The sequence below is a fragment of the Paenibacillus apis genome, assembly GCF_018333295.1.
Taxonomy (GTDB): domain Bacteria; phylum Bacillota; class Bacilli; order Paenibacillales; family Paenibacillaceae; genus Fontibacillus; species Fontibacillus antibioticophila.
Window position 1 is genome coordinate 107,966 of record NZ_BORS01000004.1, and the last position, 14,925, is coordinate 122,890.

Consider the following 14,925-nt stretch of genomic DNA (forward strand, 5'->3'; position numbering starts at 1 on the left):
ACATGGGCAGTGAGAAAGATGCAATGAAGAACTTGCTGAGGGAATGAAAGAGAAATTACTAAAGGAAAGCATAGCTTAATACAGGGCAGAAACGGAGGAGTGGAATGGGGAAAAGAGTGCTTTTTATTGTCATGGTTGTGGTGGGGCTGTTACTCATAGTCAATAATCATCTGCATTATACGCCAGGAGATTATTTGTTTCAATGGATCGGAGTGCCGCCTTGGACGAAAGGACATAACACTGGAGTTCATCTCCCTGTAGTGATCGGGTTGCTCCTGCTGCTTATCGGAGGAATTGGAACCATCAGAGTCTATCGCCATAAATATCCCAAGATCCGAAGTCGCCTCATTATTTCCTGTATCGTGTTTATTATTCTATTTCCAATAGCAACGGAGCAATTTATGTTTCTAGTGCATCGCAACACAACTGGAGTAGGATCCGTCGATATTCATGTGAAGGAGAGCGAATGTCAGCTTCGGACCGAAGATGACTATGTGAAGGCTTATTGTTCCATTCCTGTCTTTAACTATGGAGATGAAGTCCAACTAACATTAAGACCTGTGTATGATCCTGATCTAATCGAGTTCGAAGAGACGACACTTTCTGTAGAACCTCACTCCAGGTTTACTCTTGGCTTGGAGTTTCGCGGAAGTACGCAGCAGGATGGAAATAATATCTTCGGCAGCTTCCGTGGAGAAGGCATCGAAATTAAAATTCGCGGAGAGAAGAAAGTATTCTATTGAATTGAGGTCAGACATGAAGACTCGTAACTAAAGGAGAATGTTGATGTCTAGAATCATGATCATCGGATCCGGTGGAGCCGGAAAATCAACGTTGGCCAGACAGCTTGGAGAAATTCTGGATTGGCCGGTATATCATCTGGACACGTATTACTGGAAGCCGGGCTGGGTCCCTACTCCGAATGAGGAGTGGGATGTATTCCTGGAAGAGCTCGTTCAAGAGGAGAAATGGATTATGGACGGGAATTATGGACGAACACTCGATATAAGATTGAAGCAGGCAAATGTAATTATATTACTGGATTTTTCCAAGTGGATCACGGTCTATCGGGTACTTAAGCGAAGAGTGATGTATCAAGGCAAGAGCCGTCCTGACATGAATGAGGGTTGTCCGGAAAGCCTGGATCTTGATTTTGTGAAATGGGTGTGGAGTTTTAGGAAGACGAAGCTTCCAGGCATTATGGAAAAGATTCAGCAGCACAAGGACAAGAACGTCATTATTCTGAAATCTCCGAAAGAAGTAAGGAGGTTCCTGGCACATGCAGGAGAATTAAAACGATGAGCCTTTTTTTGTACCATTATTTTGAGAAAGAACAGGGTCCTTTCAAAAATTTATCGAAACTGTCGGTGCAAGATGCTATTGAGGTGTCGCACGTAATACGCAAGGAGGGCAACATATTCGCCAGTCAAAGGAGTGACGAATACATTGTCATCAGACGAGAATTGGAAAAGATCGCACGGGAGCAATTTATCCTTAAGGGTGGAAAGCCAACCAATACGTATCCTCATTACATGACCCTAGGACCTTGTTCTTGGCTTCAGTCCTGGTACAAGGAAGCTGCCTTTCTTAAGCTAAGCTGGGATGTCATCCCCAAGGAATTGATGAGCTTTACGTACGGAGATTTATTCCCAACCATGCGGTATGAGGACAATAAGCCTTACAGAAAGCAAGTCTATACAAGAGAGGAAATTGTTGGGGTTATTGATCAGTTTAGGTTGCCGCAAGATTGGAATGCCGATGGATCACGAGGGCCGGAGCGATACATTGAAGTGCAAATCTGGGATGAGCAAATACTGGAAGCTTTGATTCAAGGTTTGTCTTTTGATTAGGAGGTAACGAATTGAAGAAGATCATCATGGCGGTATCAGCACTGCTAGTGATTTCTGTTGTAATGAATATCGTATTATACAACAAATCGAAGAAAGCAGACCGCTACGAGGTTGCCGTGGATACAGCACTTGGCTATTTTTCTTCGGAATACAGAATAGGCTCTTTGCATGAATCTTTGGAGAAGGCCCTATCTGAGCAAAGGCTGGATTTTGGAGAATTGGGGAGATTCAACAATTATTATAGGGATGATCTGAAAAAAGTAAGCACAATGCATCGCCAGTTAACTCTATTATATGGACCTATCTTTGGCTACGAGCAATACGATCGGATCAGCAGTATTGGAACGAATAATTTGTTCAATCTGCTTGAGGATTGCTCGATATTTTTTGATGATCTCGGTGAAAACTCAAAAAATTCTCTGTCGAATGATGGAGAAAGGCAATATGTAGATCTCGGCAAATTAGATGATGAAGTGATGGCTGGCGTTATGATTATAACTGAGATTATCAGTGAACTTGAAGCTATACGAAGCTCCAGCTACGACCAAAAATCCGGAAGCGATTTGGCTGCTCTACATGACTATTTACTGAGAAGTGCAGATTACTTTGACACCACGGATTTGCAGGAAAAAGCAAAGATGATAGAGAGCTTGAATGCCCATGGGAAGCAGGTGTGAAAAGTGAAGAAGCTCATCATCGACCGAAGAATCTTAGCCGGATTGATATTAATCATAACTGGCTTTGTACTTCTGTTGATTGCTCCCCTGCTGTTGGATAAAGGAAGAGCTGATTTATTTATCATGAGTGGTTACGGGGCCTCCCTATCAGAAACGCCTGCAGAGAATCAAGTCTTATCCTACTCCCTAGATTTAAGCAATAATGGCAGATCATACTATAAAATTAAAAGTTTAGAGCCTGTAATTTCGCAAGAAATGGAACCTTATGTGCTAGAGGGGATCACAATAGTCCCTGTGAATAAGAAATTAACTCCCAACATAACGATTAAGATTCACGTGAGTTAAAAGTAAATACTAGCCATATGAATCAAGAGGAGATTAGAGACCTATTATACGATTTGAAACAGTTTACGATCATCTATGATGATAACCAGGAAATGATTTTGGATAATGAAATTCCGAATAATAAAGAGAATCAGATAAATATCGCGGATGTGTACACCCGAATTTTTCAGACCATAGCTTCTTATAGATAAGGAACGAAATGAGCATGATGAGTCAATTTAGGAAACTTTTCACTTTTCTAATCGTTATCTATTTAATGATCCTGATGTATTGGATGTTATTCGGGTTCGGTAGAACTCCGCAGGATGAGTATATGTACAATTTACAACCATTCGTTACTATAGGCCAGTTCCTTCAGGTGAGCCGCTTCACTCCGAGGGCCTGGATGATAAATCTGCTTGGGAATATTGGCGTATTTGTCCCATTTGGAGTTTTGATGCCTGTTGTATTTAGAATGAAGCCGCTAAAAGTGTATGCCCTATTTCTAGTTGGCTTGATTACTTTGGAGCTTACACAATTACTTTCCAGGCGGGGAAGTCTCGACGTGGACGATGTGATATTGAATTCACTTGGTTTTTTTATCGGGTATGGGATATATAAGGCTGCAGCACAATATTTCAAATCAAGAAAAGAATAATGCATCTGTAATGTGGGGTGAGCGAAATGAGAACCTTACTGCTTGGAACTCCCTCTATTGCTGCTTCCATCCTTATTTACATATTTACGAACTAACCAACAACGGCATGAGGCTGAGCGTTTGACTGAATATGTAGTGAACAATCGCCGAGCAGAGGGAGGATCCCATGTCAGAATATTATTGGGACAATAAAATCGACTATCTCAAAAATACCCGCTGGCTATATTACAATGATGATTATCTTCAGTTTTTAGTGAGGGATGTATGGAAAGTCAGCAGGCCGGTCAGCATGATTGATTATGGCTGCGGATTTGGTTATTTGGGGCTCAAGCTGCTTCCTTTGTTTCCGAAAGGAACAACCTATACAGGGATTGATCAAGGAGAACAACTAATTCAAGAAGCAAAGGAAATCTTCTCGAATCTTCCCTATCAGACCAAGTTTATCGTTCGTGATATTGAAACTGAACCGGCCGCTGAGCTAGAGCAAGAATATGATATAGCCGTCAGTCATGCGTTTTTACTACATATGAATAATCCTGAGAAAATACTGCAGCAATTAATAAGCAATGTGAAAGAAGGCGGAAAAGTTATCTGCTTTGAGCCGCATTGGGTTGGCAGCATGGCGAATTATCATTTGGAGGGTGCCAGGCAAAGTGAAATCATTAGACTTGGTATCCTTCAGAAATTATTTGAAGAAGATCGGATGCATAAAGGAAAAGACGGAAATATCGGAATGCGTTTGCCGATCCTGATGAGTCAACTGGGCCTGAAAAATGTAGGGTGCAGAATCAGTGATAAGGTCAATTTTTTAGATCAGAACATGGCCGAGCAACAAAAAAGGAACCTCTATCATTCGTTAAGAGAAGAGGGCATAGGTCAAGAACCTGCAGACTCCACCAAGATGATTAATAGCTTGATGGGTAGGGGATTAAGTCTAGCAGAAGCCACTGAGCAGTATAAAGCTGAATTGACTTTTTCAAGCGTATTTCACGAGTCCTCTTGGCTTGCTTATGCAGCGGGTATGAAGATTTCATTTGGAACGGTGTAGTGAAATCAGACTGTCCGTTTAAGTACCTGAGATTATAGAAGGGCAGGTGATCCCCGATAACTCAATTGCTGAAAATAAACACCATCGCAGTTCTGTACGCTCTTTATGTGTTCATACCAACTGAGCTAATGGTTAATGTGTATCGAATCCATAGATTGACTGGATGGGAATTCAGGACAATAAATAGCCTGTCAAATATTGTTCTGTTAGCCGGGATTATTCTGGGATCTATCTTTTTCTATATGATAACTGCAAGGTGGCTTGTTCCGTCGAAATGGAATTTTATTACGATGCTGCTCTGGCTGCCGTACTTTTTATTGTTCGTATTTATTTTTGCCGTCCTGTTTCCTATGACAAACGGCGGGGATGACCCCAATCCAGCGACGGGTTTAATTCTTTTGGGGATGCTGGTGTTGTATCCCTTTTATATTTTTCTTATCAATTGGATGAGCATGTTTACTAAGAATCCAGAAAATGTAACAGACCAATCTAAGTGAAGGAGCAATGATGATGGCAAAAACAACCTCGGAGATGGTAGAAGAATTCAGCGGATTTATTTCTTATGTTCAAGAACTAGGGGGATTAAGTGAAGAACATTGGAATAACCCGATTGCAGAAGGGAAATGGACGCTGAAGGATATTGTAAGCCATATGATGCTTTGGGATAAGTATTTTTATGAGGAAGGTATTGAGAAGATTACATTGGGACAACCCGTAACGGTAAAGCATCTGAACTTCAACGAATTCAATGCCAATGCCATGGAGTATGCAAAGGGTCAAACGAAAGATTCGATGATTAAGCAGTTTGTGGAATGCCGCAGCAAGATTATTAATGTGGTCAGCGAACTGCCGGAAGAAGATCGCTTGAAAGAGTATAAGGATGGAGACGGGAAGAAATTTTCGATCAGGGGATATTTAAGAGGTTTTGTTCCGCATGATAAACACCATAGGAAACAAATTGATAAGTATTTGAAAAGTATCGTAGAAAGGTGATCCTATGACTAACCATTATCAAATAAGTAGACGAACGCCTACGCCAGAGGAGTACAAAGCTCTTTGTGCAGCTGTTGACTGGGCGGATTATATGAACTTAGAGGTTGCTGAGGCCTCTTTACAGCAGTCAGTCTTTGCGGTGGTTGCCCAACTCGGAGAGGAGATTGTCGGGATGGGGAGAATCGTGGGGGACGGGAAAATTTACTTTTATATTCAAGATATCGCCGTGGCGCCGGAGCATCAAGGCAAAGGAGTCGGCAGTATGATTATGGATGAAATTACGGAGTTCTTGAAGGAAAACGCTCCAGAGAAGGCCTTCATCGGTCTCTTTGCCTCGCAGGGCAGGGAAACATTTTATCGCAGATATGGTCTCCATAATCATGATGGCATGACAGGAATGTTCGGTGTTATGCATAGGCGGGAAATTAAATGATGGCATCGAGATGGGTACTCTTGTCCTTATTATCTCTCCTTATTCTCCCTTTAAGCAGCTGCGGTATGTCATCGAGTATGGAAAACGTAATAACAGCATTGCCTGAAGCCGATCCGATCGAAGAACCTGCGGAAAATTCGCAACAATCTCTGATTTCAGGAAATCCGATTGATGAGGCATTTAAAACGGATTTTGATATCGCATCCTCTACACCGGAAATAAATTATCTATCTAATGTTTATCTTGAAGCCTGGCAGGACGAATGGGATAATATCACTACTGCACTGCTGAATCAGTTCGAAATGGATGAAGACCGGCAGGTGATCAGGGATTACCGCTTGAACTTCCAGGCTTATGCAGAAAGCTTGTATGAGGTGGAATGGCTGGACTATACAGATACCACTGTTCCTGCGGAGGAGCACCGTTTGGTCGGAACGGGAGCCATGAGTGCTGCTGCGCTGGCCCAAGCTTCCGCATACAAGCGTGAGGTGCTCTTATGGATTGACCGGTATTATATCGAGGACAGCTATAGTTACAAATATAAGGGCTCCGGCGCACAGTTGCTTCAGAGAAGAGATAGAGAATAAGCCGACTTGACATATGTGTGGTATAATTAATTTATAGACAATTTCAGACGGCATAGGGAGTGCCCCAAGCTAAGGATTTTGTTATCCAGGTAGCTTCGGGGTTTTTCCAATATGTAAGGGAGGCGAACCTGTGTTTAAGATTGGAGAGTTTGTTGTATACGGTCATAGCGGAGTCTGCCAAGTTACATCTATTGATTACCCGGAACTTGCATTTCATGTCGGGGATAAGAAGCTTTATTATAAGCTGGAACCGGTATGCAGCACAGAAGTGATCTATACGCCGGTGGATACGAAGGTGCTGATGCGGCCGGTCATCTCTTCTGAACAAGCCCGTCAGCTGCTGGACCGAGTAAGAGAGGAGAGCAAGGCCCCAGCTGATGTACGGTCCAATATGCAGGATGAATATGATGCATTATTAAAAAATCAGGAATGTACAGGCTTGCTCCGGATTATTAAAAACATCCAGTACAAGAAGAAGGACAGCCTCCAGAGCGGTAAGAAGCTGACAATGACAGAGCAGAGAATATTGAAGCAGGCGGAAGAATTGCTCAGCAGTGAGCTATCGGTTGTCATGGACAAGGATTTAGAAGCGATAAAATCAATTATAGACGATGTAGTTACAGAGTGGCTGGCAAGAGTATATGTCTAACTACTCAGCCTTTAATGGGGCTCTCTCTCGGCACTGTTGTGCCCGGGAAGAGGGTCCTTTTTTGTCTTATCATTGCCAGATTCGAAATGATGCAGAGAAGGAAAATGATTGTTTCAGGAGAACATGTATATAGGACAATCCATGATCTAATTTGACGATAAAGAATTGTGAGGGGATTTCTCGTTGAAAGACATCAATTACTACAGCACATTCATTGCAGTCGCAGACGACTGTCCGGTAAGCGCAGCGGAAGTTCCCCAAGCTAAAGGCGGGGTGAAGACCGTTCCTGTAATACAGTATGAAATGATTTCGCGCAGTCCGTATGTCTATACCCAAGCGGATGTGCTGTTTGAAGTACATGCTGATCTGGAGCGGGAGAGTTTTTTTTCCAGGAGCCAGGCCTGCTTGCGTGCGTCTGCATTGGGCAAGCGATACGGGTGGGGAATACACCATAATGCCGAAGGGAAAATGGCGCTTTACGCCGTTGAATCCGAGGAATACCGGAAGCTATTGCAGGACCGTTCAATTAAGCAAGTAAAGGCAATGCGTTCCAGCCGGAAAAGCTGACTTAGAGCGAATAACTTGATGAAGAGGAAGAAGAGAGAAACCATGGTAGCGATCAACTATGCAAAAGAAACTGACCGGGGTATGGACTGTTTGCTGCAGGAGCATGATCCTCTTGAAGTCATTTTTGAGAAGACATTATCATGACTATGGTATATGGATGGCTAATCGTTCTCATTGCCAGCATTGCGCAGGGGCTGACAGGCTTCGGCTTTGCGCTGATTGCGGTTCCATTATTGTCCATGGTCCTGCCGTTTAATCAGATTGTGCCTATCGTTGTCGGCCTAAGCCTGGTGTCTAATCTGGTCATGCTCTGGAGACTATACAAGCATGTGGAGTTGAAAAAGATCTGGCTGCTTATTGTCTTCGGATTTATCGGAATTCCTATCGGCGGTTATCTTTTGCTGGTATTAGATGGGGTCATCCTTAAAATTAGCGTCGGTCTGTTGATTTTCGGCTTTGCAATTCTGCTGCTCAGGAAGATCACATTTCCGATTCGGAATGAATATCTGGCTTATCCGACGGTAGGCCTGTTAAGCGGCATACTCAATGGCAGCATCTCCGCCAGCGGTCCTCCGCTCGTTCTCTTCCTTGCGAATCAGGGGAAAGATCAGCAGGTATTCAAAGCGAATTTGGCATTTTATAGTATTTTCCTTAACCTCTCCACATTAGCGGTATTTTATTTTAACGGAACGCTGGATAGAGCGGTTGCATCCATTATCGTCCAACTGCTCGTCATCATGATTGCAGGCACTGGAATGGGCATGGCTATGGCGAGGCGGATTGACCAGCAGATGTTTAGAAAGCTTGTCATTTACTTATTAATAGCCTCATCCGTCTCGATGATCCTGGGGGCAATTCCATTTTAGTCGTTCTGTAGAGGGTAAAGACAGGATACCGATGTAGGAACGTAACGTTCATTCAAACGTATAAGTTAGACAACAGCACAAAATACGGAGGGATACGTAATGAATAAACAAGGTTGCATCAAATGCGGCAGCAGGGACGCAAGAACAAAAGAGGTGGCTATGACCGGCACGGGTCTTTCCAAGATGTTTGATATCCAGCATAATCAATTTGTTGTCGTATACTGCGCAAAATGCGGTTATTCCGAGTTTTACAATAAAGCTTCATCCACGGGATCTAACGTGCTTGACCTGTTTTTTGGCTGATTTCAGCCCAATCTTAACTAATAGATGTAAGCAAAGACCGACTCAAGTGCTTGAGCCGGTTTTTGTTTGAGCTAAAATCTTGTAGCTAGGCCTTATTCGATGAATATAGATAATGATGTTTTCGCATTCAAGATGTATAATTATGGAATGAGTTCAGTCTATGAGAAGCTAGGACCCAAGAGGGATCAGGCGGGGTTCGGGTGCTGTGGAAATGAACTAGTCAAGCATGTCATTGAGCCGACCAATTGTGACTAAGTGAGGTTGCATGTATGGTACAAAACTTAATTATCATTTCTGTTCTAACAATGATTATCCATATGGTTGAAACTTCATCCTATGCATTACGGTTGGCAGGAGTGAGGATAAATAAGCTTGCGGTAGCTCTTTCATTACTGGGAATCACTGTTCTTGTTTCTAGGACTGCGAACTTGATTCAGGCACCCATGACGGCAAAGTTTATCGACAACAGCAAGACTGCCGTTCAATTTGATGTCTTGGAGTATTTGCGGATTATATTGCTTGCTGCGTCTTTGGGCACGCTGTTGGGTATTCTTTTGTTTCCTACGCTTGTGAACCTATGGCAGAGAGTGATCTCCAGATTTGAAATCGCAGGCTCTTTGCCCAAATTATTTCTGAGCGTAACCGTCGGGCAGTTGAAGAATACCCGGCATTATATTCAAAGACCCTCTTTCCGGCTTTCAGGGTTGCGGTATTTGGGTATTCCCAAGCGGTTCATTCTTCTAAATGTGCTCGTGACTGCTATCTACACAGTAGGTGTGCTGTCTTCACTCTATGCTGCGCATCTGGTTCCCGAATTGGGGACGGCAGCTTCGCAATCCTCGGGACTGATTAACGGAATCGCGACGATCCTGCTGACCATTTTCATCGATCCCCAGGTCGGACTCATTACGGATAAGGCCTGTAACAGCGAACTTTATAAGGAGAAGCTGGGGAAGATTTATGTATTGCTCATGATCTCGCGTTTTTTTGGAACACTGCTTGCTCAGTTTTTGTTGGTACCGGCAGCTTACCTCATTAGCATTGCAGTCAAGCTTTTTTAACTATCAGGACAAGGAGAAGTGACGATGAACAAATTTGGACTTTACACGAAATTTACCACCCATGAAGGGCGGCGGGATGAATTGGCCGGTATGCTGCTTGAGGCAGCCCAAGGCATGGCCTCTGTGGAGGGGTGTGACGTATATGCTATAAATATCCCGGATGAGGACCCGACTGGCGTATGGGTGACCGAAGTATGGAATGATTCGTCGGCTCATCAAGCCTCTCTGTCATTGGAAGAAGCCAAGAGCTTGATCCAAAAGGCAAGGCCGCTGATTGCAGGCATCGAACAAATCAAATTAACCACCTTGGGCGGGAAAGGAATCTAGTGAGCTGGAAAGGAGAGTCCAATGGTATCCATAAGAGAAATAAGGGGAGAAGATGCCGAGAGGCATCTGGCCCTATGCCATAAGCTGGATCATGAGACGAAGTTTATGCTGTATGAACCCGGAGAAAGAAACACGTCTCTTGAGCATCACAGAAAATTTATACAGTCTTTCATTGCTTCCGATAATTCAACAATCCTGATCGCAGAACACGGCGATCAGCTTGTCGGATATCTCTTAGTGGATGGAGGGAAGGCGAGGCGAATCAAGCATGTCGGATATATTGTTGCGGGAATCCTGGCTGCTTATCAAGGACAAGGGATTGGTACCCGTTTATTTCAAGCTTTGGAAGAATGGCGGAAGAACACCGAATTAAAGAGACTTGAGCTAACCGTTATATCTCATAACGAAACGGCCGTTTCTTTATATAAGAAAATGGGATTCGAAATTGAAGGCACCAAGAAAAAGTCGTTATATATCGAAGGAAGATATATCGACGAGTTCTATATGGGAAAAACGTTTGAATACGCGCGGTTAGAAGGAGGGGAATGATGAAGCCGAAGAAGAGATCCAGACTAAGAATCAAGGCAGGTTCCTATTATTTCAAGCTTAAGCGGTATATGAAATGGTATTTCGGAAACGTAACATTCGCAAACCGTATTCTCGACGATCATCTGCCTCATTCGGCTGCAAGTCATGCTACCCCGCTTCTTCGAAAGCTGAAAAATGTGGATATGTGGCTCCAGCACAATAAGATTAAAAATCTGCAAATCGCAATCCCCCGGCTTCATCAAGTCGTGATTGCTCCCGGAGAAACCTTTTCCTATTGGAAACTGATCGGCAATCCAACCAAGCGAAAAGGTTATGTAGAAGGAATGGTTCTCTATTATGGCACCTTTAAACCCGGAATTGGCGGGGGACTGTGCCAGCTATCCAATTTGATCTATTGGATCACACTCCATACTCCGTTAATCGTGACCGAGCGGCATCGTCATAGTTACGATGTATTTCCGGATGCGAATCGAACCCAGCCATTCGGAAGCGGGGCTACCTGTTCTTATAATTATCTGGACCTGCAAATCTATAATCCCACGGATCAGCCCTACCAATTGCTCGTTTATATGGACGAGGAATCTTTGCATGGAGAATGGCGGACAACGCGTAAGCCAGCCCACTATTTTGAAGTGTATGAGCGAGATCACCGAATATCCCAAGAGTACTGGGGAGGATACGTCCGAACCAATTCCATCTACAGGAAAAAATTTAATCTAGATGGCGAACTGCTTGCGGATGAATTCATTACAGGCAATCAGGCCTTGATGATGTACCAGCCTTTGCTGAAAGCGAAGGCGGAATAAGAAGGTTTAAGGGAATTACCTTAGCTATCTAATCACAGAGGGGCTATGGTCTATTTCTAGAGAAAGGAAGACGATATGGAAGATGCAAGCTTGAATAAAACATATGACATTAAGCTCCCGGCTTCCAGCTGGGTTGCGCTTATTTTACAGCTGCCGGTCATATCGATGATATTTTTTTCCGCTTTAACAGGTAGAGGCTTTTACTCTTCTATTTCACCGATGATCGGAACTCTATTTTCTCTATTTTATACAGGCGCACTAATAGCACTCGGTATCAGAATGGTCATCCAGCCGCGTTCTATGGAAATTATCGGTGAGAAGATGATTGTAGGACGTAAGGAGATTACTGCAGTCCATATCGATAAGTTGGTTATTCAAGGCTACCTCAGCCAGATTATCGGAATCAAGCCTAAGGGAAAACGATTAGTTCCCAGCTTGCTATGCTTTAAGATCAAAGGAAATGAAGAGGAGAATATCGAAGAAATTATCCAGTGGGCCAAACGGAATGGAATCCAGATTAAATACGGGAGGATATTCCGCTGGATCTGAATTCTGCTGATCAATTATTAGCGGTGTCTTGGAGGAGTGCGCTATGAGCGAAAAAAGGGATGGGACCGTGATTGGCATTGATGGCGGAGGAACGCATACCCGGGTGATGATAGCCGATCTTTCCGGTCGTGTTCTTTCGTACATACAGAGCGGTTCTTCCTCCATTTACAAAGATTTGCGTGCGAAGGAAAATATGCAACAGGCCATGAAAGAAGCTTTGGAGCGAGCAAGAGTAAACCCTGCTGAGGTAAAAATGCTGGCGGCGGGTGTTGCCGGCTTGGATACGGAATCCGATTATGAATGGGTTCAGCCATTGACGTCTTTAAACGGGCTGGCTTGTCCAAGAAAGCATGTGAACGATGCAGTCGTAGCTCATTACGGCGCTTTTCTAGCGGAGCCGGGAATCGTATCTATATCGGGAACCGGTTCAATCATCTATGCAAGGACGGAAACAGGAAGAGAGATCAAAAACTATGATCTGCATCATTATGCGGCGAGTGCGGCAAGATCGTTGGCGATGGAGGCTACGTTTGAGCTGCTCGCGGGAAATAGTGATGATAGTGATTCGGGCTTGACCCGGGACATCCTTCATTTCTGGAAAGCAAGCAATGTTCAAGAGCTATCCCTGCTAGCCCTCCAAGGCTTTATTAAGGAGCCGCTTGAACGAAACCGAAAATTTGCCGAACTGGCCCCGTTTGTTACCAAAGCGGCGATGCAGCATAGCAGGCTGGCTCGGCGGGTATGTGATCGTGCTATCCGGCAAATTACTGTCGGAACGGAGCTTCTGGCCTCTTATTTCTCAGAACCGGAGGTTAGTGTGACTTTCATGGGAAGCGTAGCGCAAAGCGATTATTTTCAACAGCAGCTCACTGCGGCAATGGCTAGAGGCAATAACAAGAAGTATCGGCTTGTACAGCCGGCATTCACACCGGTGGCAGGTGCCGTATTGCTGGCATACAGAGAGCTTGGTATCGAGATAACTCCTCAAATTTTGAGTAATCTAAGCGGTACCTGCAAGGCATAGTCAGAAAATAAGACCCCCATCAGAAGCATGTCTCTTCTGATGGGGGGTTCGCATGATCTTTGGCTATTCAACGAATTGATCGGATGTGAACTCAATCGTACGATCGGCCATTTGAAGCTCAACTTTATACGCTCTCTGCGCAAAGCTGCTCATCGTGCCGCCAAACATGAAGGAGTCGTTTCCTTTCTCCAAGAGTGGAGAGGGCACGAGCTGATAAGGTTTCAACCGGATTCCGATCACCCGTCTGATTCCGTTGGCACCGGGAGTATCATAGATGGGCTCCGTCCTTACAAGCAAGGACTTTCCATTTGTAAGCTGCAAGTGTATACGCCATTCTCCACCTTCAATAGAGGTGGTGTAAGTGAGATCTTCCTCGTCTACAAGGGATCCAATTGCGAGAAAATAAGTTAATAAGGAAAAAATCAATAAGAGGAAGATGCCCCCGGCTATCCATTTTTTCGAGGTCCTTTTTCTAACTTTTTTCAAATAATCTAATTCTTCCATATCAGCTGGGGGAGGATCCGCCAGCGGAGCGGACAGCTTATCATGAAGAGCTCGGCAGGACTCGCATACCTGAAGGTGTTGCTCAATATCTTTCATCGTATCCGGGTTCACCAAACCATCGACATAATTTGGCATTAAGTCTTGGACAATATGGCATTTGATCAATTATAGCACCTCCATAATTTTCTGCTTGGCCCGGTAGAAAGTGACACGCGCCCAGTTCTCAAGACATGGTTGGCGTATTCTCTATAGATTCCATCCAAATCCTCCGCCACTTTCTCACCTCCTAAACTATATATCTGAAATTATCGCATTTCGTTACAAGGACAAGAAAATAATTATGACATGAGCAGAGAAAAGAGGATTTTTTTAAGACAGGTCAGAATAGTATCTTAATCTGCTATCGGTACGGGCGCAGCTGAATCTATGAGAGCGGAAGGGGCCACGCCGAATGAACAATCTACAGCGTATCAAGCCTGCCATAAAGAACCATTAATAGAAGCACGAATAAGGAGTGGAAAAGTTGAAAATTCTTATCGGCCTTCCTAAGCTGGAGAACCAAAATCGGCAGCTGGAGGAGGTATTGCGCGGAGAACCTGAGGTCGATCTGGTCCTCTTCCCCGAAGGGTATTTGAATGAGGACCTGAAACTGGCTAGTACGTTAATGAGGTCCTGTGGAACAATGCTCGTCTCGGGGTATAGAAAACCCAAGGATCGACTGGTTATAATCGGCCGGAATGGCGAGGTTGTTCTAGACCGGGCGAAGTACGAGCAGCACGGTTCGGTGGAACTGGAGGGAGTACGAATGACTTCCCTTTTATGCGACGAGCTAGTGAAGCAAGGATTAATAGGCGATGGTCATACTTTGGATCTCATCTTCCATCCGATCGGGGTAGGCATGTTCAGCGAAGAGCAATTCAGCGAATGGATTGGACTGGCGAAAAATATAGCTAAGCAGCATGGAGCGATAATGATTGGCACCAGCCATGCGGATGGAGCTTACCGCGACAGTGAAATATCGATTCCAATAGCCTATTGCATTAACCAGAATGGTGAAGAAATCTTTGTAAAGAAAAATGATGTCCGAATGGTAATTTTGGATACAAACACGGGAAGTTTTCATGAATATGCCCTTGTTGAAGGAGCGTAG

24 protein-coding genes are annotated in these 14,925 nt (G+C 44.1%); 23 read left to right on the forward strand and 1 reads right to left on the reverse strand.

Features of this window, described 5'->3' with window-relative positions; genetic code table 11:
- Positions 1-104: 104 nt before the first annotated feature.
- The 22 genes from KI362_RS07240 to KI362_RS07345 all read left to right on the forward strand — a co-directional run bounded on the left by KI362_RS07240 (position 105) and on the right by KI362_RS07345 (position 13,271).
- Positions 105-743, forward strand: a complete 639-nt coding sequence (locus KI362_RS07240; RefSeq protein WP_301626015.1) for a hypothetical protein — start codon at positions 105-107, stop codon at positions 741-743.
- Between the two features lie 43 nt (positions 744-786).
- Positions 787-1,302, forward strand: coding sequence for a DNA topology modulation protein (locus tag KI362_RS07245; protein ID WP_301626016.1), 516 nt, complete (start codon positions 787-789; stop codon positions 1,300-1,302).
- Positions 1,303-1,367: 65 nt separating this feature from the next.
- Complete coding sequence (locus KI362_RS07250; protein WP_306432823.1) at positions 1,368-1,850, forward strand: hypothetical protein; 483 nt, start codon at positions 1,368-1,370, stop codon at positions 1,848-1,850.
- An 11-nt stretch (positions 1,851-1,861) separates the two neighbouring features.
- Entirely contained in the window at positions 1,862-2,527 is a 666-nt protein-coding gene (locus KI362_RS07255) for a hypothetical protein (RefSeq protein WP_301626020.1), read from the forward strand.
- 3 nt (positions 2,528-2,530) lie between these two features.
- Positions 2,531-2,872, forward strand: coding sequence for a hypothetical protein (locus KI362_RS07260; protein WP_301626022.1), 342 nt, complete (start codon positions 2,531-2,533; stop codon positions 2,870-2,872).
- 256 nt (positions 2,873-3,128) lie between these two features.
- Positions 3,129-3,509 carry a VanZ family protein gene (locus tag KI362_RS07265; protein WP_262362646.1) on the forward strand — a complete coding sequence of 127 codons (381 nt, stop codon included), beginning with the start codon at positions 3,129-3,131 and terminating at the stop codon, positions 3,507-3,509.
- Positions 3,510-3,675: 166 nt separating this feature from the next.
- Positions 3,676-4,557, forward strand: a complete 882-nt coding sequence (locus tag KI362_RS07270) for a class I SAM-dependent methyltransferase (RefSeq protein ID WP_301626024.1) — start codon at positions 3,676-3,678, stop codon at positions 4,555-4,557.
- Positions 4,558-4,847: 290 nt separating this feature from the next.
- Entirely contained in the window at positions 4,848-5,054 is a 207-nt protein-coding gene (locus tag KI362_RS07275; protein ID WP_233500632.1) for a hypothetical protein, read from the forward strand.
- Positions 5,055-5,088: 34 nt separating this feature from the next.
- Positions 5,089-5,550 carry a DinB family protein gene (locus KI362_RS07280; RefSeq protein ID WP_301626027.1) on the forward strand — a complete coding sequence of 154 codons (462 nt, stop codon included), beginning with the start codon at positions 5,089-5,091 and terminating at the stop codon, positions 5,548-5,550.
- 4 nt (positions 5,551-5,554) lie between these two features.
- Positions 5,555-5,983 carry a GNAT family N-acetyltransferase gene (locus tag KI362_RS07285; RefSeq protein ID WP_301626029.1) on the forward strand — a complete coding sequence of 143 codons (429 nt, stop codon included), beginning with the start codon at positions 5,555-5,557 and terminating at the stop codon, positions 5,981-5,983.
- Positions 5,984-6,060: 77 nt separating this feature from the next.
- Entirely contained in the window at positions 6,061-6,570 is a 510-nt protein-coding gene (locus KI362_RS07290; protein WP_301626031.1) for a hypothetical protein, read from the forward strand.
- A gap of 130 nt (positions 6,571-6,700) precedes the next feature.
- Positions 6,701-7,219 carry a CarD family transcriptional regulator gene (locus tag KI362_RS07295; protein WP_301626033.1) on the forward strand — a complete coding sequence of 173 codons (519 nt, stop codon included), beginning with the start codon at positions 6,701-6,703 and terminating at the stop codon, positions 7,217-7,219.
- Between the two features lie 183 nt (positions 7,220-7,402).
- Positions 7,403-7,786, forward strand: coding sequence for a DUF6157 family protein (locus KI362_RS07300; protein WP_301626036.1), 384 nt, complete (start codon positions 7,403-7,405; stop codon positions 7,784-7,786).
- An 18-nt stretch (positions 7,787-7,804) separates the two neighbouring features.
- Complete coding sequence (locus KI362_RS07305) at positions 7,805-7,930, forward strand: hypothetical protein (RefSeq protein WP_301626038.1); 126 nt, start codon at positions 7,805-7,807, stop codon at positions 7,928-7,930.
- A complete protein-coding gene (locus tag KI362_RS07310) occupies positions 7,927-8,652 on the forward strand; it encodes a sulfite exporter TauE/SafE family protein (protein ID WP_301626040.1) in 726 nt (241 codons plus the stop codon). The genes KI362_RS07305 and KI362_RS07310 overlap by 4 nt, the downstream gene beginning before the upstream one ends.
- A gap of 99 nt (positions 8,653-8,751) precedes the next feature.
- Positions 8,752-8,955, forward strand: coding sequence for a zinc ribbon domain-containing protein (locus KI362_RS07315; RefSeq protein ID WP_301626042.1), 204 nt, complete (start codon positions 8,752-8,754; stop codon positions 8,953-8,955).
- 269 nt (positions 8,956-9,224) lie between these two features.
- The gene (locus tag KI362_RS07320; protein WP_301626044.1) at positions 9,225-10,016 is read left to right on the forward strand and encodes a lipid II flippase Amj family protein; all 792 of its coding nucleotides are present in this window, start codon (positions 9,225-9,227) and stop codon (positions 10,014-10,016) included.
- 24 nt (positions 10,017-10,040) lie between these two features.
- Positions 10,041-10,343: a putative quinol monooxygenase gene (locus KI362_RS07325; RefSeq protein WP_301626046.1), complete on the forward strand. Its 303-nt coding sequence runs from the start codon at positions 10,041-10,043 to the stop codon at positions 10,341-10,343.
- A gap of 21 nt (positions 10,344-10,364) precedes the next feature.
- Positions 10,365-10,892, forward strand: a complete 528-nt coding sequence (locus KI362_RS07330; RefSeq protein WP_301626048.1) for a GNAT family N-acetyltransferase — start codon at positions 10,365-10,367, stop codon at positions 10,890-10,892.
- Positions 10,892-11,698 carry a VanW family protein gene (locus KI362_RS07335; protein WP_301626049.1) on the forward strand — a complete coding sequence of 269 codons (807 nt, stop codon included), beginning with the start codon at positions 10,892-10,894 and terminating at the stop codon, positions 11,696-11,698. The genes KI362_RS07330 and KI362_RS07335 overlap by 1 nt, the downstream gene beginning before the upstream one ends.
- 90 nt (positions 11,699-11,788) lie before the next feature.
- Positions 11,789-12,247 carry a hypothetical protein gene (locus KI362_RS07340; protein WP_301626050.1) on the forward strand — a complete coding sequence of 153 codons (459 nt, stop codon included), beginning with the start codon at positions 11,789-11,791 and terminating at the stop codon, positions 12,245-12,247.
- 43 nt (positions 12,248-12,290) lie between these two features.
- On the forward strand, positions 12,291-13,271 hold the full coding sequence (locus KI362_RS07345; protein ID WP_301626051.1) for a BadF/BadG/BcrA/BcrD ATPase family protein: 981 nt from the start codon (positions 12,291-12,293) through the stop codon (positions 13,269-13,271).
- 63 nt (positions 13,272-13,334) lie between these two features.
- On the opposite strand, the gene KI362_RS07350 is transcribed toward KI362_RS07345, so the two are convergent.
- Positions 13,335-13,940, reverse strand: coding sequence for a zf-HC2 domain-containing protein (locus tag KI362_RS07350; RefSeq protein WP_301626052.1), 606 nt, complete (start codon positions 13,938-13,940; stop codon positions 13,335-13,337).
- A gap of 358 nt (positions 13,941-14,298) precedes the next feature.
- On the opposite strand from KI362_RS07350, the gene KI362_RS07355 reads away from it, so the two are divergent.
- Entirely contained in the window at positions 14,299-14,925 is a 627-nt protein-coding gene (locus tag KI362_RS07355) for a hypothetical protein (protein ID WP_301626053.1), read from the forward strand.